We start from the raw sequence: 18269 nt of genomic DNA, 5'->3' as shown, positions 1-18269 counted from the left end.
TGATAGCCAACATCTATTAGGTATTGGCTGCTTGATCATTGAGCGCGAAAAGCGGCGAACGCCTCGATCACCCGCTCGATCTGCTCAGCGCTGACATCCAGATGAGTGACCAGACGCAGGCGCGGCGCGGCACTGACGGCGATGCCGCGTTCGGCCATGAAGGCCTTGATCTGCCCGGCGCGCTCACCAAGTTGCACATAGACCATATTGGTCTGCACCGGCTCGACGCTGTAGCCCAGTTCGGTCAGTGCAGCGCCCAGGCGCTCCGCGTTGGCATGATCCTCAGCCAGGCGCTGAACCTGATGCTGCAGGGCATACAGCCCCGCCGCCGCCAACACCCCGGCCTGACGCATGCCGCCACCGACCATCTTGCGCAGACGCCGCGCCTTGGCAATCAGCGCAGCGCTGCCACAGAGCACCGAACCGACCGGCGCACCGAGGCCCTTGGACAGGCATACCGAGACCGAGTCGAAGTGTCGGGTGATGTCGCGCGCCGGCACCCCGAGCTTGACCGCCGCGTTGTACAGGCGGGCGCCATCGAGGTGCAGGCTCAGGCCACGGCGGCGAGTGAGTTCGCGGGCGGCTGCCAGGTAGTCGAGCGCCAGCACCTTGCCCTGCATGGTGTTTTCCAGAGCCAGCAAGCGGGTACGGGCGAAGTGGAAGTCGTCCTGCTTGATCGCCGCTTCGACCTTGGCCAGATCCAGCGAGCCGTCGGCTTCGCCGTCGATCGGCTGCGGCTGGATGGAGCCAAGCACGGCCGCACCGCCGCCCTCATACTTGTAGGTGTGGGCTTGCTGGCCGACGATGTATTCGTCACCCCGCTCGCAATGAGCCATCAGGCCGAGCAGGTTGCTCATGGTGCCGGTGGGGACGAACAGCGCCGCCGCGAAGCCCAGCTCATTGGCCAGCCAGGCCTCCAGACGGTTTACCGTGGGGTCTTCGCCATACACGTCATCGCCCAGCTCGGCAGCCATCATGGCTTCGCGCATGGCAACGGTGGGTTGGGTGACGGTGTCGCTACGCAGGTCGATCAGGGGCATGACAGGCTTTCCCGGCAATTGGCGAAAGACTCATGCTAAAGAGGTCGCCCAGACGGTGAAAGATACAGTTGCGCGATAAAAGCAACTTGCCGACACCGCAGCCCGGATGCAATCCGGGCTACAGCAAGCCGGCACCGTCGTCGGGAACGATCAGGATGGCGGCGCGCAGACCGTTCTTGACCTTGGGATTGGGGAAGATGATTCGCGCGCCCTTCTCTTCCACTATCCAGCGGCTGTCGGCGATGTCTTCGGCAAGCAGGTAACCGGGCTCCAGTTCGGTGAAATTTTCAATGTCCTCCGGCAGGTGCAACTGGAAGCTGTCGCTGTGCTTGATGACCTCACGTGATACCGAAAACAGCTGCAAGCCATCAAGCGTCGGCTCGCCACTGATCACTTCACGCCCTTCGATCAGTGCATGCAGCGCATTCTCCAGCAGGTCGAGGTTGACCAACTCGTTCTGACCGAAGGCGCGCGCCTTGCCCAACTCCAGGGTGAAAGCCTCGGCACCAAGCTGCGCATAGGTGTAAGCGCTAAAGGTGATCGAAGACTTGTTCTGCAGCAGCACCGCCTCGATGCCGGCAGCGCGCAGGCGCTCCAGCTCACGCCGCGAGTGAGCGCGACCTTCCTGCCAGGGATAAAGGGCGAACTGCTCGACCTTCGAGCCGCGAATGGCGGTGTGCAGGTCGTAATGCAGACGAGTGCGGCCTGTTTGCTTGCCGAAAAAGGTGGCGGCCAGATGCTCCAGATCGCAGGCGCGAATAGCCTCGAAGCCACTGGATTGCTCGTGACGCCCACTGAACAGACGATTGAGGTCCTGCTCGATATAGCGCTCACCGCGGCGCATGGCCTCGGGATTGCCGAACAGAAAGAGAATGCGCGCCGCCGGATGCAGTTCATTGCGCGCGATGCCGCGCAACAGACGATCGAGCAGCTCGATTGGCGCGGTTTCGTTGCCGTGGACGCCGGCCGACAGCAGCAGGTCGAGGCCATTGTCGCGCGCTGCAGGCGGCGTCACCTCCAGCGCACCTTCATCGAGCCAGCGCAGACGCGTACCATCGGGCGTCAGTTGAATCTTCGCCGACGGCTCGTGGCCGGCCAGGGTCAGTTCAAGCAGTTTGCCGAGGGCAAGCATGGGGACTCCTTGGTTCGCAGCATTTTCGCAGGGTGGGCTGAAGCGGAGCGCCGCCCGGCCCACCCTACAAGATTCAATCAGTGGTTGCAGTCCGGGCCATGAACATGATCGTCCTCATCGGCAATCATCGGCTCCATTTCCAGCTGCAGGCTGACCAGGTTGGTGGCCTGCGGACGCAGCAGCAGGTTGACGTACTCGGTGTCGCCCTCCTCCACGTCGACACCGATCAGCAACTGATCGCCAACGGCCTGCACCCAAAGTTCCTTGCCCTGCCAGACCACGGCAAAGCGGCTGCAGGAGGTTTCCAGTTGGGTACCGTCGTTGTCTTCAAGAATCAGTTGCAGCGCGTCGCTCATAAAATCTCCGGGAATCGAGGTCAGGTTCAGGCTATCTGGAAAGGATAGACCGAGCCCAGTTTAAGGATCTGCGTCAGTTCATCCAATGCCGTGCGGCATTCGGTCAGCAATTGCGGGTCGGCCAGATCGGCTTCGCTGAGGCGGTCGCGGTAATGCTTGTCGACCCAGGCCACCAGGGTGTCGTGCAGCGCGTCGCTCATCAGCACGCCCGGATTGACCGCAGCCAACTCCTGCTCATTGAGCGCCACACGCAGGCGCAGGCAAGCAGGACCACCGCCGTTCTGCATGCTTTGCTTGAGGTCGAACACCCGCACCTCACGGATCGGCCCGCCGCTCGCGGTCAGTTGCTCCAGGTAGCGCCAGACGCTGGCGTTGCTCTTGCACTCCTCTGGCACCACCAACAGCATGCTGCCATCGGCACGCGTCAGCAGCTGGCTGTTGAACAGGTAGGAACGCACCGCATCCTGCACACTGACGGCAGAAGCTGGCACGCAGATGGCCTGGAAGTTACCGCCGCGCCGGGCCAGTTTTTCACCCAGTTCGGCCAGTACCTTGTCGGTGCCCAAGAAGGCATCCTGGTGATAGAGCAGCACCTCGCCGTTGCCCACGGCGATCACGTCGTTGTGAAACACGCCCTGATCGATCACCTCCGGATTCTGCTGGGCGAACACCACCCCGGCCTTGCCCAGGCCATGCAAGCGGGCCACCGCGTGAGAGGCCTCCAGGGTCTGCCGCGCCGGGTAGCGCTGCGGGGCCGGATAGCGACTGTCGAAGGCGCTGCGGCCGTAGACGAAGAACTCCACACCGGCGTCGCCATAGCCCTTGCAGAAGCGCGTATGGTTGGCCGCACCTTCGTCACCAAACTGACTGACCGCCGGCAACGCCGGGTGATGAGCGAAGTGTTTCTCGCTGGCGAACATCGCCTGCAGCACGCGGCTGGTGGTGGGGTGCTCGATGCTGCGGTGGAACTTGCAGTTGAGGTTGGCGGCGGTGAAGTGCACGCGCCCATCTGCCGTGTCGGCGCTGGGGCTGACAGTGCAGGAATTGGCCGTCCACATGCTGGAGGCCGAACAGCTCGCCACCAGCAGAGGCATGGCGCCCTTGGCGGCCTTGGCGATCACCTGCGCGTCACTACCGGTAAAGCCCAGGCTGCGCAAGGCGGCAACGTCCGGACGCTCCTGCGGGGCCAGTACGCCCTGCTTGAAGCCCATGTCCATCAGCGCCTTCATCTTCGCCAGCCCTTGCTTGGCGGCTTCCTTGGGGCTCGACACGGCCTGACAGTTGCTTTGCGACGCGACGTTACCGTAGGACAACCCACCGTAGTTGTGAGTCGGCCCGACCAGGCCGTCGACATTCATTTCAAAAGCGGACATCTCATAAGCGGTCATTACAGAGTCACTCCCGGGGTCAGGGTCGCGGGTAAGGCCAGGCTTTCGCTCTCAAGCCCGGCCACCGGGTAGGCGCAGTAATCCGCTGCATAGTAGGCACTGGCGCGATGGTTGCCCGAAGCGCCGATGCCACCGAAAGGCGCAGTGCTGGCGGCGCCAGTGAGCTGTTTGTTCCAGTTGACGATGCCGGCGCGACTGTGCAGCCAGAACTGCTCGAAGCGCGCACGTGAGTCGGACAGCAGGCCGGCGGCCAGACCATAAGCCGTGGCGTTGGCCTCGGCGATGGCAGCCTCGAAACTGTCGTAGCGAATCACCTGCAGCAGCGGACCGAAGAACTCTTCGTCAGGACGGTCGTTCACCGCCGTGACATCGAGAATGCCGGGCGTCAGCAGCGCAGCCCCCTCCTGCCGCTGGGTCATCGCCAGCAATGCCGTGGCGCCGCCGGCCAGCAAGTCCTGCTGGGCCTGCATCAGCTGCGCGGCGGCCTGCAGGGAAATCACCGAGCCCATGAACGGCGCCGGCTGCTCGTCGAAGCGACCGACCTTGATCTGCCCGGCAACCTGCACCAGACGCGCCAGCAGGGCGTCACCCCACTGCCCTTGTGGCACCAGCAGACGACGCGCGCAGGTGCAGCGCTGGCCAGCCGAGATGAACGCGGACTGGACGATGGTGTACACCGCGGCATCGACATCCGCGACCTGATCGACGATCAGCGGGTTGTTGCCGCCCATCTCCAGCGCCAGGATCTTGTCCGGGCGCCCGGCGAATTGGGCGTGAAGCAGGTTGCCGGTGCGGCTGGAGCCAGTGAAGAACAGCCCGTCGATACCAGGATGACCGGCCAGCGCGACGCCGGTTTCACGACCGCCCTGCAGCAGGCTGAGCACGCCCTCGGGCAGCCCGGCCTCGATCCAGCATTTGACCGTCAGCTCGGCCACCTTCGGCGTCGACTCGCTGGGCTTGAACAGCACGCAGTTACCGGCCAGGAGCGCCGGCACGATATGGCCGTTAGGCAAGTGGCCGGGAAAGTTGTAGGGGCCAAACACCGCCACCACGCCGTGCGGTTTGTGGCGCAACACCGCGGTGGCGTCGCCCAGCGGGCCGCTCTTCTCACCGGTGCGCTCGCGATAGCTCTGAATGGAAATGGCGACCTTGCCCACCATGCTGTTCACTTCGGTGGCAGCTTCCCACAATGGTTTGCCGGTCTCCTCACCAATCGCCCGGGCCACTTCGTCGGCACGCGACTTCAGGCAGGCGGCGAAGCGCTCCAGCACGGCGATGCGGCCATCCAGCGAATGCGCTGCCCACAACGAGAAAGCGCCACGCGCAGCGGCAACGGCTGCATCGACCTGCGCAGCGGTGGCGCCCTGACCCTGCCAGAGCACGGCCTGGCTGACCGGGTCGAGCGATTGCAGCGACTCGCCCTGACCGGGCTGCCACTGACCTGCGATGTAATGAGTGTTCATCTTGTTTTACCACTCCCAGCATTTTCCAGCGGCCGGCTTGGGCCGCCGCGCAAAACCAATAACTCAGCGGTGCGCCGCCAACGGCACGGCGCGTACCTGATCACCCGCAGAAAGGCGCAGACGCTTGGCCGTCAGCGGATCGACCACCAGAGTGCCGGCCGCCAGGCGCGCTGGTGCAGCGGTGATACGGCAGTCCTGGCGCTTGCGGTTGTGCACCAGGAACGGCTCGGCGTCATCACCCGGCGTACCGATGGCCAGTACCAGGTTCTGGCTGCCCTGCACGGCGCGAATCTTCGCGGTTTCCGCCTCGATGGCCGGGCCCGCGTCGAAGATGTCCACATAGCCCTGGTAGCTGAAACCCTCGGCCTTGAGCATGGCCAGCGCCGGTTCGGTGTCCGGGTGGACACGGCCGATCACGGCACGTGCGTCCTCGGAAAGGAAACAGGTGTACAGCGGAAACTTGGGCATCAACTCAGCGATGAAGGCCTTGTTGCCGACGCCGGTGAGGTAGTCCGCCTGGGAGAACTCCATCTTGAAGAAATGCCGACCGAGGCTTTCCCAGAACGGCGAGCGTCCACGCTCGTCGGACATGCCGCGCATCTCGGCGATCACCTTGTCGCCGAAAAGCTGGCGAAACTCGGCGATGAACAGAAAGCGCGCCTTCGACAGCAAACGGCCGTTGAGGCCAGTGCGGTAATCGGCATGCAGAAACAGCGAGCACAGTTCGGAGTTGCCGGTCAGGTCGTTGGCCATGAACAGCGTCGGCACCTGGCGATGGATGTTCAACTCCTGAGAAGCGCTGACGGTCAGGCCGACCCGGTAGTTGTACCAGGGCTCGCGCAGGCCGACGGCGCCGGCCACCGCAGAAATGCCCACCACCTTGCCGGCATCGTCTTCGAGGACGAACAGGTAGTCGGCATCGGCACGCTCGGCCTCGCCACGAAATGCCTTCTCCGCCCAGCCGACCCGGTGCGCCAGGCGCTCCTCGTTGGCCGGCAGCGTGGTCAGGCCAGCGCCGGTGCTGCGAGCCAGGTCGATCAGAGCCGGCAAGTCGGCACTGCGCACGGGACGAACGATCATAAAGCCTCCAGATTCCTCAAGAGTGCCGCCGGCACTCTCCTCTGCCCTTGAAGGGCGCCCACTCCAGCCGGAGCGAGCCTGTTAAACCGCTACCAACCTGACGCTGGCGCCTTCGCCGACACCCAGGGCCTCGGCCGCCTGTGCGCTGAGCATCACAGGCTTACCCGGCACCCAGTCGAGATCGGCGACGATGGCGCGGAAATCCTGCAGTTGGCCGTTGCTCACCAGATACTGGCGCCCGCCCGCCTCGGCCTCGCCGATCCTCACCGGCACCAGGCGGCTATGCGCGATGCTGCGGATGCCCGAGGTGCGTGCATGCAGGGTCGGGCCACCGTCGAAGATGTCGATGTAATGGTCGGTCTCGAAGCCTTCGCGCATGAGGATGTCGAAGGTGATCTGCGCGCGTGGATGCACCTGGCCCATGGCCTCCTGCGCCTCATCGGAGAGCAGCGGCACGTAGATGGGGTAATGCGGCATCAGCTCGGCGAGGAAAGTGCGGCTCTTCAGCCCGCACAGGCGCTCGGCCTCGGCGTAGGTCATGTCGAAGAAGTTGCGACCCAGCGCGTCCCAGAACGGAGAATCACCGTTCTCGTCGCTGTGGCCGACGATCTCCACCACCACGGCATCGGCGAAACGCTCCGGGTGCCCCGCCATGAACAGCAGGCGGCCGCGCGAATTGAGCTCGGCGAACACGCTGCTGACCAGCGGGCGTTCGACGTAGAAGCTGGTGAGCAGGCTGTTGCCGGTCAGGTCGTGACACAGTGACAGCACGTGGATCTTGTTGTGGATCTTCAGCTCACGCGAGTTGTGCACGAAGGTTTCGTTGCGAAAGCTGTAGAAGGGTTCGGAATATCCCGCCGAAGCGACGATGCCGGAACAACCGACCAGGCGCCCGCTCTCGGTGTCCTCGAGGACGAAGAAATAGCTCTCCTCGCCGTTGAAACTGACTTCAGCGGCGAACGACGCATCCGAGGCGGCGATCTTGTCGCCCAGCCGGCCTGCATCGTCCGGCAATGAAGTGACACCTACCGGGCTGTCAGCAGCCAATCGCTGCACTTCGGCCAGATCCGCCATTTGCGCAGGGCGCATCACCAGCATGGGTCACTCCTTCTAAACAGGGTATTCATAGCCCGGGTCGGGCAAACAGCCGTGGGAGGCGCTTTCGGCTCGGGCATCCTGCTTCGCTCTACCTTCTGCATCCATGCAGTCGCAGCGGCGATTGTCGCAGCTAAAGCGCCTCCCGCAGCAAGTCAGCAGGGACTCAGGCGGCCGTCAGTTTGCTCAGCGCACGCTCGAAACGCGCCAGGCCTTCGTCGATATCGGCATCTTCGACCACCAGGCTCGGAGCGAAACGCACCACATCCGGGCCGGCCTGCAGAATCATCAGACCCTCGGCGGTAGCGGCATCGAGCACCTGCTTGGCCTTGCCCATCCACGCCTCGTTGAGTACGCAGCCGAGCAGCAGGCCCATGCCTCGTACCTGCTCGAACAGACCGTACTGCTTGCCCAGAGCCAGCAGGCGCGTCTTGAACTGTTCGCTCTTGGTCTTCACACCGTCCAGGGTCTGGCGGGTGTTGACGATATCCAGCACTGCCTCACCGACCGCACAGGCCAGCGGGTTGCCGCCGTAGGTCGTGCCGTGGGTGCCGGGCGAGAAGTGCTTGGCCAGGTCGGTGGTAGTGAGCATCGCCGCGATGGGGAAACCACCGCCCAGGCTCTTGGCGCTGGAGAGAATGTCCGGCACCACGCCGTAATTCATATAGGCGAACAGCTCGCCGGTACGGCCCATGCCGCTTTGTACTTCATCGAACACCAGCAGCGCGTTGTGTGCGTTGCACAGTTCGCGAGCGCCTTGCAGATAGGCCTTTTCGGCCGGCAGCACGCCGCCCTCGCCCTGCACGGGCTCCAGCACCACGGCGCAGGTCTTGTCGGAAATCGCGGCTTTCAGCGCCTCCAGATCGTTGTACGGCACATGGGTGATGCCCTGGATCTTCGGCCCGAAACCGTCGGAGTACTTCGGCTGGCCGCCGACGCTGACGGTGAACAGAGTGCGGCCGTGGAAGCTGTTGGTAGCGGCAATGATCTCGTGCTTTTCCGGGCCGAAGCGGTCATGGGCAACGCGACGCGCCAGCTTGAACGCAGCCTCGTTGGCCTCGGCGCCGGAGTTGCAGAAGAACACGCGCTCGGCGAAGGTCGCTTCGACCAGCTTCTTGCCCAGGCGCAGGGTCGGCTCGTTGGTGAATACGTTGGAGATGTGCCACAGGGTATTGGCCTGCTTGGTCAGCGCCGCGACCAGTGCCGGGTGGCAGTGGCCAAGCACGTTGACGGCAATGCCGCCGGCGAAGTCGATCAGCTCTCGACCACTCTGATCCCAGACTCGCGAACCCAGGCCGCGCACGGGGACGAAGGCAGCAGGGGCGTAGTTGGGGACCATGAACTGATCGAAATCGGCGCGTTGCACCGCATCGTGCTGAACGGACATCAAAGCTCTCCTGATGAGAAATACCGGCCGCAGAGAGGCGACGAAGCGCCCGAAACGACAGGGAATGCAAGGATTGTAGGGACTGAATCGGGGTCGGCATTGTCGCCATGCGACAACTTCTTACAGCGCCACCCCAGGTTTTCCGCGGGTTTTCGTCCAAGCGACAGAAAGCGTCGGAAAGGCGCAGTTTAATCGCAGATCGCCGCCTGGAGCACGCCGCTGGAAAAATTCTCCGCAGGCTGACCGGTCAGTATCGAACCCTGCTATGCATAGCCCGAATAAAGCCGGGGCCGGCACCGCCCCCCCCCGGATTTCATCCGGGCTACGGCTACCGCAGTGTAGGAGCGAGCTCTGCTCGCGAACCGAGGACAACGCCAAAGCTTCGCGAGCAGAGCTCGCTCCCACAGAATGGATCAACCGCGCTCGACCGGCGTCGACGTCAACTCGAAGGGGCTGTTGCTGCGGCGCTGGTTACGGTCGTCGCGCGGCGTGGCGCCGAAGAAGTTGCGGTAGGCGCTGGAGAAGTGCGGCCCCGAGGAGAAGCCGCAGGACAGGCCGATCTGGATGATCGACTTGCTGGTCTGCATCAGCAGTTGCCGTGCCTTGTTCAGGCGCAGCTCCAGGTAATACTGGCTGGGCACGCGGTTGAGGTACTGCTTGAAGATGCGTTCGAGCTGACGACGCGACACGCACACGTGCTGGGCGATCTCGTCAGTGGTCAGCGGCTCCTCGATGTTAGCTTCCATCAGCAGCACGGCCTGGGTCAGCTTCGGGTGGCTGGAGCCGAGGCGATTCTGCAGCGGAATGCGCTGACGTTCGCCGCCCTCGCGAATGCGCTCGACCACCAGCTCCTCGCTCACCGCACCGGCCAGCTCGGCGCCGTGATCGCGCGCCAGCACCGCCAACAGCAGATCGAGCACCGCCAAACCACCGCAGGCGGTCAGGCGGTCACGGTCCCAGTCGAACAGATGGCTGGTGGCGATGACCTTGGGGAAGCGCTCGGCGAAATCGTCCTGCCAGCGCCAGTGCACTGCCGCGCGATAACCATCGAGCAAACCGAGCTGAGCCAGCGGATAGACCCCGGCAGACAGCCCGCCGATCACACAACCGCTGCGCACCTGCTGCTTGAGCGCCGCCGCCAGCCCCGCAGACACCTGCGCTGGCGGCGCATCGGCCAGCAGGAACAGCTTGTCCAACCCTTCCAGGTGCCCGGCCCAGGGCTCGCCCGGTAGACGCCAGTCACCCGCTGCCAGCGGCTCGGCCTGAAGGAACACCAGCTCGTACACCACTTCCGGATGCACGCGCTGGGCGACACGCAGGGCCTCCTCCGCCAGGGACAGGGTCAGGGCCTTGGTGCCGGGCCAGTACAAAAAGCCGATTCGATGGGGAGTCATTAGCGTCTATTCAATGGGTTCAACGCACCAGTTAAGTGCGAAGTCTAGCTTCTTATTATTTGAGACTGCCGGAAAGGAACTGCTGCAGCCGTTCGGATTGCGGATTGACCAGCACTTCCTTCGGGCAACCGCGCTCCTCGACCAATCCCTTGTGCAGGAACACCAGCTGATTCGACACCTCGCGGGCAAAACCCATTTCGTGGGTCACCACCACCATGGTGCGACCTTCGGTGGCCAGGTCCTGCATCACCTTGAGCACCTCACCAACCAGTTCGGGGTCGAGCGCCGAAGTGGGTTCATCGAACAGCATCACCTCCGGCTCCATGGCCAGGGCACGGGCGATGGCCACGCGCTGCTGCTCACCACCACTCATGTGCGCGGGGTAGGCGTCCTTACGGTGCGCGACGCCGACCTTGGCCAGATAATGTTCAGCCTTGTCGCGGGCTTCGGCCTTGCTTACGCCGAGTACGTGCACCGGCGCCTCCATCACGTTTTCCAGGGCGCTCATGTGCGACCACAGATTGAAGTGCTGGAACACCATGGCCAGGCGCGAGCGCATGCGCTGCAGCTGTTTGGCATCGGCGGCACGCAGCGAACCGTCCTTGGCCGGTAGCAGCTTCAGCTCTTCGTTGTTGAGCAGAATCTTACCGGCATGCGGCTGCTCGAGCAGGTTCAGGCAGCGCAGGAAGGTGCTCTTGCCCGAGCCGCTGGAGCCGATGATGCTGATCACGTCGCCGGCCTTGGCCGCCATCGACACGCCCTTGATCACTTCATGGCTGCCGTAGCGCTTGTGCAGGTCCTGAACTTCGAGTTTGTACATGTTCGGGTTCTCTTCAATCGTCATGGCATCAGGCCTTGCGTGGTGCCAGATAGGCCAGCCAGCGGCGTTCGGCCAGCTTGAACAGGCGCACCATAATGAACGTCAGTGCCAGGTAGAACAGGCCGGCGGTGACGTAGGCCTCGAACGGCAGGTAGTACTGCGAGCTGACGGTCTTGGCCGCACCGGTGATGTCGATAAGGGTCACTACCGAGGCCAGGCTGGTGGTATGCAGCATCATGATCACCTCGTTGCTGTACTGTGGCAGCGCGCGGCGCAACGCCGACGGCAGCAGGATGCGCCGATAGAGCCTGCTGCGCGACATGCCCATGGCCTTGGCCGCCTCGATCTCGCCGGGCGGTGTGGCCTTGAGGCTGCCCGCGAGGATTTCAGCGGTGTAGGCACTGGTATTGATGGCAAAGGCCAGACAGGCGCAGAACGTGGCGCTGGACAGGTAAGGCCACATGAAGCTTTCGCGCACGGCCTCGAACTGGGCCAGGCCGTAGTAAAGCAGGTACAACTGCACCAGCATCGGCGTACCACGGATCACGTAGGTGTAGAGCCATGCCGGGAAGTTGATCAGCTTTTGCCTGGACACCCGCATGATCGCCAGCGGCACAGCCAGCAGCAGGCCCACGGCCAGCGCGATGATCAGCAACTTGAGGGTCACCAGCACGCCGCCGAAGTACAGCGGCAGGCTGTCGAGTACCACGTTGTAATCGAAAAGCATGGTCACTCCCTCAGAGCTCGGCGGCTTTCACGCCGACCGAATAGCGCCGTTCGAGATAGCGCAGCACCAGCAGCGACACACTGGTGATCGCCAGGTACACAGCCGCTGCCAGAAGGATGTAGGTGAAAGGCTCACGGGTCGCATCACCGGCGCTCTTGGCGCGGGCCATCATGTCCTGCAGGCCGACCAGGGAGATCAGCGCGGTGGCCTTGACCAGCACCAGCCAGTTGTTGGTGATACCGGGAATCGCCAGGCGGATCATCTGCGGCACGAGGATGCGCAAGAACACCCGCACCGGGCTCATGCCATAGGCCAGGCCAGCTTCGCCCTGCCCTTTCGGGATAGCCATGAAGGCGCCACGAAAGGTCTCCGACAAATAGGCGCCGTAAATGAAGCCCAACGTGCCGACACCTGCCACAAACGGATTGATGTCGATGTAATCCTCATGGCCCAGCAACGGGGCGATGCGGTTCACCAGGTCCTGACCGCCGAAGAAGATCAGCAGAATCAGCACCAGCTCAGGAATACCGCGAATCACCGTGGCATAGGTCTCGCCCAGCAGGGCCAGCCATTTCACCGGTGACAGACGAAAAGCCGCACCGAGCAAGCCAAGCGCGACAGCAACTGCCATCGACAGCAGCGCCAACTGCACGGTAAGCCAGGCACCATCGAGAATGGTCGAGCCGTAGCCTTGAAGCATGCGCTAATACCTCTCAGGCACCCCTGGCGCCGCCTAGCACAAAGAAAATTCTGTCGCTCACGCGACGGGCCGCAGGTCGAATAGCCGCATTGGTATTCACCGCCCCCCCCGCAGAACCAAGAAAAAAGTGGCACAACCTCAAAAGGTTAGTGCCACTTCATCTATCTGGGACGCTTACTCGCCGTATACGTCGAAGTCGAAGTACTTGTCCTGCACTTCCTTGTACTTGCCGTTGGCGCGGATGGCCAGGATGGCCGCGCTGATCTTGTCGGCCAGCGCCTTGTCACCCTTGCGCACGGCGATGCCCTGGCCTTCGCCGAAGTACTTCACGTCGGTGAAGTCCGGGCCGACGAATGCGAAGCCCTTGCCGCCATCGGTCTTGAGGAAGCCGTCATCGATGTTGACCGAGTCGGCCAGGGTGGCGTCCAGGCGGCCAGACTGCATATCCAGGAACACCTCGTTCTGCGAGCTGTAGCGCACGACCTCGGCGCCAGCCGGGGCGAAGATGTCGGTGGCGTAGCGGTCATACACGGACGAACGCTGCACGCCGATCTTCTTGCCTTTCAGGTCGACCAGCGGGTCCTTGATCTCGGTACCGGCCTTCATCGCCAGCTTGGCCGGCGTGGCGTAGTACTTGCTGGTGAAGTCCACGGACTTCTTGCGGTCTTCGGTGATCGACATGGAAGACAGCACGGCATCGAACTTGCGCACTTTCAGGGCCGGGATCAGGCCGTCGAACTCCTGCTCGATCCATTTGCACTCGACCTTCATCTCTTCGCACAGGGCGTTGCCGATGTCGTAGTCGAAGCCGGCAATCTGGCCATCGGGAGTCTTGAATGCGAAGGGCGGGTAGGCCGCCTCGATGCCGATGCGCAGCGGCTTCTCGGCCATGGCCAGGGGCGACATCAGGGACAGCGCCAGGGCGCCAAGCAGTGCGATCTTCTTCATTCTTTGCTCCTTCGAATTGGGTATGACATCGATGGCAGTGAGGGGCCCGGGCCTTTTATGAATTGTAGAAGGCGGTGCTGCGCTGTCGTGGTGGACGAGCGACAAAGGGGCCTTGGCTGGGTGTGCGGCATTCTAGCGGCAGGCAATGAGGCGATATTTCCTCAATGCGACAACTAATTACAGAAGCACAGGAAGCGCCGGCGGCAGATATTGACAGCCCGCAAAAGGAGTGATCAAGCAGAAAAGGGTAAACAGATATCTACAGCAATACTCAGGCCATAAATCAGCAAAAGCCCGATTCATGGGCCTCACCGCCGGTTTCACGTGTCATCCAGTGTTGTAAATGGCACCGTATCGGCGCACCAACGTTCCCTAACCGCCCAATCGGGTGCGCGCTGTTACCCGCAAGACCACCAACGCGTAGGGTGCGCCGCGCACACCGAGATGACCCAGCGTGGTAGCGAGCCCCATAAGAAGCCGGTGCGCATGGCGCACCCTACCCGTCTACGCGCAGGCTCAAGCGCGCTATCACGCGATTTTCCTCGGCGCGGTCCAGCCCGGCTTCCTCGATGCGCACCCCCTGCCCCTCCAGCGCTTGAATCCAGCGCAGCAACTGGGCGAATGCCACGGGCTGCAGGTTAACCTGCACCGCGCCAAAGCCCTCGGTATCCAGACGCTCGATCACCAGGCCCTGCTCGGCGGCACTTGCCGTGACCACCCCCTGCAGGCGCGCCGGGTCGAGGCTGGCGCGTGGCTGCAGGTCACGCCCCTGCACCTGTGGCGCACGGCTCTGCATATAGGCGTACAGGGCGCGCTGCTCTTCGAACGCGGCACGCGCAGCCTGAGCCTGACGCTGCACCGGCTGCCAAAACGCCAGATAGAACAGCACCAACAGCAGGAAAACGCTCAGCGCCACGAGTGCCAGACGATCACGTGCCGGCAGCGTTTGCCAGCGTTGCGCCAGCGGCGAGCGCTGCCAGTGCAGTTGCAGACCTTCGCTCAACCCCGTCCTCGACATGCCCATCATCCTCCTATCACCACGCGGGCACTGACGCCCTCGGCTTCACGGCTGGCCGAGCCCATCTGCACCGACAGGCCGGACTCCTCCAGGCGCTCACGCAAACGCTCCAGCTCGGCAAAACCCGGCGCCTGCAATTGCAACGACAGATCACCACGGGTCGCGCTGTAATCGAGCTGATTGACCTGCACCAGCGCTGCGCCATCGGCCTGCAGCGCCGCTGCTACTTCGGCCAGCAGGCCCAGCACCGGACTATCGCCGCCCGTGGACTGCGCCAGATGTTGATCGAACTGCGCACGCAGGTTGATCAGCTTGCTGTCCTGAGGAAACAACTCGCGGTACAGCGCCTCGCTGGACGCGGCATAAGCATCGGCTTCACGCTGCAGGTACCAGCCTTGCGCGAAATTGAAGCCCCACTGCAGCACGAGGCACAGTGCCAATACCCCCGCTAGCGGGCGCCAACGCCGCCAACTGTCGCCACTCTGGCGCAGGGCGAACTCCCCCTGAGCCAGATCGACACCGTTGCCCTGACGCACCAGCCATTGATGCGCGTCCTCCAGCAGATGCACCTCATCCACCGGCTCGGGCAGCGCCTGCCCGGCTGGCGCACTGGCGATGCATGGCGATGGGCAACGGCCTACCAGCGCTGGCCAGTCCTCAGTCTGCAAAGCCAGGCGCCAGGGCGCCTCGCCACCGAGCAACCAGCGCGACTGCAACCAGAGCAGCTGACTGCCCTGGCGTGGCAGCAGATCGGCATCGACGCGAATCGCCTGCGGCGGTTGCGCCGCGCACAGGGCCAGGAACTCGCGCAGCCAGCTGGCGCGCAGCGCATAGACGCGGTGACGGCCATCGGCCAGTTGCTCACCCAGGGCCAGATGCATCAGCTCGACCTCTTCGGCCAGCAGTTCCTCCACCGCGAACGGCAGCGCCTGGCGCATCCAGCGCGCCTTCTGCGTCGGCAGTTGCACGGCGCAGGCGGTGACCGCCTCAACCGGCAGCACCAGCTCCCAGTGTGCCGGCAAATCAGCCAGAGCCTCGGCCAGACCGAGCGTGCGACAGCTGTCTGCCGTGACGCGCTGCACGGGTAGATCCGCCGAGAGCGCGTGGCACGCCTCAGGCGGCAGAAAAATCCATAACGGGTTCATTCTTGTTCTTCCTCGATGGGCCGTGGCGGCATACCGCCCTGCCCCAGATCACGCGCCAGGACACTGACCTGGCCATCATTGCTGCGCTGCAGCAGGCTACGCAATACCACCCGGCGTTCACCCAGGCTCACCTCGCTGAACACCTCGAAATACTGGCTGCCGACTGCCAGCCCCTGTACCACCTGTTCGCCCAACCCGGCGAGCGCAGGCTGAGCAGCGAAAGCGGCCGGACTGAGATACCCCTCGTCACCACGCCCGGCGATCAATGCCAGGGCGGCATCCGGCGTCAGTCCATCGGAGAGGCTGGAGAGCACCATCGCGCTGGCGGTGTTGACGTTGAGCAACGCCTCGCTCGGCAGCGCACTGACGAAAGGCCGCAGACGGCGATAGTCGGCCTCCTCCATCTCCAGCAGCAGGCGCAGTTCGGACACGTCGGTGATCTCGCGATTGGCCGTGCGATAAGCCGGTGTCGCCAGCAGGTACTGGCCGTCCTCGGCGCCATTGCCGCCCTGCAACTCATTGTCGCTATCGAGCCAGTCCAGCAAGCGCTCGGCATAGGGTTTATCGATGCCCAGACGCAACAGCAGGCGGCGCAGGCGCAGCACCGCCAGCTCGTTGGGCCGGCCCTGGCGCACCAGGCTGTTGAGGTTGAAACGGCCGTTGGGGTCGACGATGCGTACCCGTAGCTCGCCGCCTTCATCCAGCGGGAACGTCAGCGGCCTGGCCCAAGGTTCCAGCAGGTGATCAACCGGCTGGCGCGGATCACCCCGGCGCAGGTCGCGCTCCAGCACCGCCGTGGCCAGCGTCTCGCCCCCCAGGGCGTAGTGCCAGGCCTGGGTCACGTGCAACTGATTGGCGCTGCTGCGGATCGACAGCTGCTGACGGGCGATCAGCCCGGCACACACCACCGTGACCACGGCGACCACCAGCAGCACGGTGATCAACGCCACCCCATTCTGCCGCTTCATGACTGCGGCACCTCGTTAGAATCCTCCGGCGGCGCGCCGACAGCGTTCTGCGCCGGCAGATCGGGCAGGCGCAGCAGACGGCGCAGTTCGCCATAGCGGCGATGCTGCAGGCGCAGTTCCACAGCGCGCGGCAGCTCGGTGAGCAAACCGTCGCCAGAGGCATTGGCTGGCGGCCAGTCAGGCTGCCACTGGCCGTCCTTGTCCAGATAACGCAGGCTCAACGACTCGACGCCATCGAGCGCCTGCTGGATCTGCGGCGTGCTGTCCTGCGCGCGATCCAGCACGCGCCAGTAACGCCGCTGCCACTGCTCGCCACTGAGCTGCCAACGCACCCGCTGTACTTCGGCACGCGGTTGGCCGAGCGGGTTGCGCCAGCCGACGCGACTCAGCTCCAGCGCCGTGGCATCAGCCAGATCGCCGTGCAGCGCTGGCTGGGCATCACCGAAAGCATCGCGAATCGGCCGTACCGTGATCTGGCGCAGATCACGCTCGAAGGCTGACAGGGCGCGGGTCAACTCGCGCAACTGGCGTTCGTGCTCGCGAGTGACGGCATCGGCGCTGAGCACGCTGTCGAGCATGCGGTAGGTGGCCAACCCCAGCAGGGCGAAGATGGCGATGGCGATCAGCAGCTCCAGCAAGGTGAAGCCGCGCTGCGGACGAGTCACTGCGGCGCCCCCAGGAAACCGCTGAGCGTGACCTGCGCCCGCTCACGCAGATCGCCCCTGGCGCCCCGCTCTTCGGCGGCGACCCACAGCGTCACGCGGCGCATGGCCGGCTCGCTGGTGGCCTGAATTTCGCTCTGCCACGACCAGCGACGGCCGGCGAACTCCACCTGGCCCTGGTCGCGGCCATCAGCCGGTGGCGTGTCGGCCAGCTGCAGCTCGGTCAGTCGGTTGTCCGCCACCCACATGGCCAGGGTCTTGTTCTCAAGCTGGCTGGCCGTGCGCACGCTGCGTGCGCTGGCAGTCAGCACGCTGGCGGCAATCAGGGCGAAGATGGCCAGGGCCACCAGCACTTCGAGCAGGGTAAAGCCGCGCGCTGATCTCATCTGGCGCGCCCCATGCCCAGCTCCTCGACACGCGGCAGACCAAAGCCATCGCTGGACAGTTGCAGACGCAGGCCGTCACGACGGCGTTCGGCCAGGCGCAGACGGAAGGGCGTCAGCTCGCCGCTGGAGAGGATCAGTAACTGTGGCGTATCAGCACTGGCATCGGTTGTTAGGCTCAAAGCCTCGCCCTCGACCTCGAATGCCAGCTCGGCCCACTCCGGCAGGCGATGAGCCTGACGATCCAGTGCCTGCCATTCGCTGCGCTGCGGGTCGTAACGCAGCACCCGGTAACCATCGCGGGTAAAGCTCAAGCCATATTCACGATTGTCCAGCACCGCCTCGTCGACCAGCACACCGATCAACCCACCTAGGCGCTCGGCCTCGCTGCGCAATTCGCGCACCGGCCCGGCGATGCCGGTGCTGAACACCGCCAGGCCAATCAGGCTGCCGAGAATGACCAGCACCACTAGCAGCTCGATCAGGGTGAAGCCGTGCTGAGCCTTCCACGTAGGAGCGAGCTCTGCTCGCGAAGGTTTTCTACGACGCATGCTTCGCTCGCG

Annotated in this window: 19 protein-coding genes; all 19 read right to left on the bottom strand. The window is 64.0% G+C overall.

What is annotated here, in order from left to right; translation table 11 throughout:
- Positions 1–35: 35 nt before the first annotated feature.
- On the bottom strand, positions 36–1040 hold the full coding sequence (gene ltaE / locus BM186_RS06770; RefSeq protein ID WP_074914061.1) for a low-specificity L-threonine aldolase: 1005 nt from the start codon (positions 1038–1040) through the stop codon (positions 36–38).
- Positions 1041–1158: 118 nt separating this feature from the next.
- Positions 1159–2172, bottom strand: a complete 1014-nt coding sequence (astE, locus tag BM186_RS06765) for a succinylglutamate desuccinylase (RefSeq protein WP_074914060.1) — start codon at positions 2170–2172, stop codon at positions 1159–1161.
- Positions 2173–2249: 77 nt separating this feature from the next.
- Positions 2250–2528, bottom strand: a complete 279-nt coding sequence (locus BM186_RS06760) for a hypothetical protein (RefSeq protein ID WP_003461883.1) — start codon at positions 2526–2528, stop codon at positions 2250–2252.
- 26 nt (positions 2529–2554) lie between these two features.
- Positions 2555–3901, bottom strand: coding sequence for an N-succinylarginine dihydrolase (gene astB / locus BM186_RS06755; protein WP_072424803.1), 1347 nt, complete (start codon positions 3899–3901; stop codon positions 2555–2557).
- A 14-nt stretch (positions 3902–3915) separates the two neighbouring features.
- The gene (astD, locus tag BM186_RS06750) at positions 3916–5379 is read right to left on the bottom strand and encodes a succinylglutamate-semialdehyde dehydrogenase (protein ID WP_074914059.1); all 1464 of its coding nucleotides are present in this window, start codon (positions 5377–5379) and stop codon (positions 3916–3918) included.
- A 63-nt stretch (positions 5380–5442) separates the two neighbouring features.
- On the bottom strand, positions 5443–6459 hold the full coding sequence (gene astA, locus BM186_RS06745) for an arginine N-succinyltransferase (protein WP_072424550.1): 1017 nt from the start codon (positions 6457–6459) through the stop codon (positions 5443–5445).
- 81 nt (positions 6460–6540) lie between these two features.
- On the bottom strand, positions 6541–7557 hold the full coding sequence (gene aruF, locus BM186_RS06740) for an arginine/ornithine succinyltransferase subunit alpha (RefSeq protein ID WP_074914057.1): 1017 nt from the start codon (positions 7555–7557) through the stop codon (positions 6541–6543).
- Between the two features lie 163 nt (positions 7558–7720).
- Positions 7721–8941, bottom strand: coding sequence for an aspartate aminotransferase family protein (locus BM186_RS06735; RefSeq protein WP_017677549.1), 1221 nt, complete (start codon positions 8939–8941; stop codon positions 7721–7723).
- A gap of 413 nt (positions 8942–9354) precedes the next feature.
- Positions 9355–10335, bottom strand: a complete 981-nt coding sequence (argR, locus tag BM186_RS06730) for a transcriptional regulator ArgR (protein WP_026088623.1) — start codon at positions 10333–10335, stop codon at positions 9355–9357.
- A gap of 55 nt (positions 10336–10390) precedes the next feature.
- Complete coding sequence (locus BM186_RS06725) at positions 10391–11155, bottom strand: ABC transporter ATP-binding protein (RefSeq protein WP_074914056.1); 765 nt, start codon at positions 11153–11155, stop codon at positions 10391–10393.
- Positions 11156–11183: 28 nt separating this feature from the next.
- Positions 11184–11882 (bottom strand): ABC transporter permease, encoded by a 699-nt coding sequence (locus BM186_RS06720; protein ID WP_072424547.1) that lies wholly within the window; start codon positions 11880–11882, stop codon positions 11184–11186.
- A 10-nt stretch (positions 11883–11892) separates the two neighbouring features.
- Positions 11893–12582, bottom strand: coding sequence for an ABC transporter permease (locus BM186_RS06715; RefSeq protein ID WP_074914054.1), 690 nt, complete (start codon positions 12580–12582; stop codon positions 11893–11895).
- Between the two features lie 174 nt (positions 12583–12756).
- The gene (locus BM186_RS06710; RefSeq protein WP_074914052.1) at positions 12757–13530 is read right to left on the bottom strand and encodes an ABC transporter substrate-binding protein; all 774 of its coding nucleotides are present in this window, start codon (positions 13528–13530) and stop codon (positions 12757–12759) included.
- A 496-nt stretch (positions 13531–14026) separates the two neighbouring features.
- Positions 14027–14548 carry a type II secretion system protein M gene (locus tag BM186_RS06705; RefSeq protein ID WP_099481805.1) on the bottom strand — a complete coding sequence of 174 codons (522 nt, stop codon included), beginning with the start codon at positions 14546–14548 and terminating at the stop codon, positions 14027–14029.
- A gap of 5 nt (positions 14549–14553) precedes the next feature.
- Entirely contained in the window at positions 14554–15693 is a 1140-nt protein-coding gene (gspL, locus tag BM186_RS06700; RefSeq protein ID WP_074914049.1) for a type II secretion system protein GspL, read from the bottom strand.
- Positions 15690–16661 carry a type II secretion system minor pseudopilin GspK gene (gene gspK, locus BM186_RS06695; RefSeq protein WP_074914048.1) on the bottom strand — a complete coding sequence of 324 codons (972 nt, stop codon included), beginning with the start codon at positions 16659–16661 and terminating at the stop codon, positions 15690–15692. Before gspK ends, gspL begins: the two co-directional genes overlap by 4 nt.
- Entirely contained in the window at positions 16658–17326 is a 669-nt protein-coding gene (gspJ, locus tag BM186_RS06690) for a type II secretion system minor pseudopilin GspJ (RefSeq protein ID WP_072424541.1), read from the bottom strand. The genes gspK and gspJ overlap by 4 nt, the downstream gene beginning before the upstream one ends.
- Positions 17323–17709 (bottom strand): type II secretion system minor pseudopilin GspI, encoded by a 387-nt coding sequence (gene gspI, locus BM186_RS06685; protein ID WP_064494480.1) that lies wholly within the window; start codon positions 17707–17709, stop codon positions 17323–17325. The genes gspJ and gspI overlap by 4 nt, the downstream gene beginning before the upstream one ends.
- The gene (gene gspH / locus BM186_RS06680) at positions 17706–18257 is read right to left on the bottom strand and encodes a type II secretion system minor pseudopilin GspH (protein ID WP_074914047.1); all 552 of its coding nucleotides are present in this window, start codon (positions 18255–18257) and stop codon (positions 17706–17708) included. Before gspH ends, gspI begins: the two co-directional genes overlap by 4 nt.
- Positions 18258–18269 lie beyond the last annotated feature (12 nt).

Source organism: Ectopseudomonas toyotomiensis, from assembly GCF_900115695.1.
GTDB lineage: Bacteria > Pseudomonadota > Gammaproteobacteria > Pseudomonadales > Pseudomonadaceae > Aquipseudomonas > Aquipseudomonas toyotomiensis.
The sequence above is the reverse complement of the archived record's forward strand: the minus strand, read 5'-3'. Positions and strand labels throughout refer to the sequence as shown.

What these genes read in the sequence shown, in the direction of transcription:
- ltaE (WP_074914061.1), bottom strand. Translation starts at nt 1,040, where the DNA reads ATGCCCCTGATCGACCTGCGTAGCGACACCGTCACCCAACCCACCGTT.
- astE (WP_074914060.1), bottom strand. Translation starts at nt 2,172, where the DNA reads ATGCTTGCCCTCGGCAAACTGCTTGAACTGACCCTGGCCGGCCACGAG.
- BM186_RS06760 (WP_003461883.1), bottom strand. Translation starts at nt 2,528, where the DNA reads ATGAGCGACGCGCTGCAACTGATTCTTGAAGACAACGACGGTACCCAA.
- astB (WP_072424803.1), bottom strand. Translation starts at nt 3,901, where the DNA reads ATGTCCGCTTTTGAAATGAATGTCGACGGCCTGGTCGGGCCGACTCAC.
- astD (WP_074914059.1), bottom strand. Translation starts at nt 5,379, where the DNA reads ATGAACACTCATTACATCGCAGGTCAGTGGCAGCCCGGTCAGGGCGAG.
- astA (WP_072424550.1), bottom strand. Translation starts at nt 6,459, where the DNA reads ATGATCGTTCGTCCCGTGCGCAGTGCCGACTTGCCGGCTCTGATCGAC.
- aruF (WP_074914057.1), bottom strand. Translation starts at nt 7,557, where the DNA reads ATGCTGGTGATGCGCCCTGCGCAAATGGCGGATCTGGCCGAAGTGCAG.
- BM186_RS06735 (WP_017677549.1), bottom strand. Translation starts at nt 8,941, where the DNA reads ATGTCCGTTCAGCACGATGCGGTGCAACGCGCCGATTTCGATCAGTTC.
- argR (WP_026088623.1), bottom strand. Translation starts at nt 10,335, where the DNA reads ATGACTCCCCATCGAATCGGCTTTTTGTACTGGCCCGGCACCAAGGCC.
- BM186_RS06725 (WP_074914056.1), bottom strand. Translation starts at nt 11,155, where the DNA reads ATGTACAAACTCGAAGTTCAGGACCTGCACAAGCGCTACGGCAGCCAT.
- BM186_RS06720 (WP_072424547.1), bottom strand. Translation starts at nt 11,882, where the DNA reads ATGCTTTTCGATTACAACGTGGTACTCGACAGCCTGCCGCTGTACTTC.
- BM186_RS06715 (WP_074914054.1), bottom strand. Translation starts at nt 12,582, where the DNA reads ATGCTTCAAGGCTACGGCTCGACCATTCTCGATGGTGCCTGGCTTACC.
- BM186_RS06710 (WP_074914052.1), bottom strand. Translation starts at nt 13,530, where the DNA reads ATGAAGAAGATCGCACTGCTTGGCGCCCTGGCGCTGTCCCTGATGTCG.
- BM186_RS06705 (WP_099481805.1), bottom strand. Translation starts at nt 14,548, where the DNA reads ATGTCGAGGACGGGGTTGAGCGAAGGTCTGCAACTGCACTGGCAGCGC.
- gspL (WP_074914049.1), bottom strand. Translation starts at nt 15,693, where the DNA reads ATGAACCCGTTATGGATTTTTCTGCCGCCTGAGGCGTGCCACGCGCTC.
- gspK (WP_074914048.1), bottom strand. Translation starts at nt 16,661, where the DNA reads ATGAAGCGGCAGAATGGGGTGGCGTTGATCACCGTGCTGCTGGTGGTC.
- gspI (WP_064494480.1), bottom strand. Translation starts at nt 17,709, where the DNA reads ATGAGATCAGCGCGCGGCTTTACCCTGCTCGAAGTGCTGGTGGCCCTG.
- gspH (WP_074914047.1), bottom strand. Translation starts at nt 18,257, where the DNA reads ATGCGTCGTAGAAAACCTTCGCGAGCAGAGCTCGCTCCTACGTGGAAG.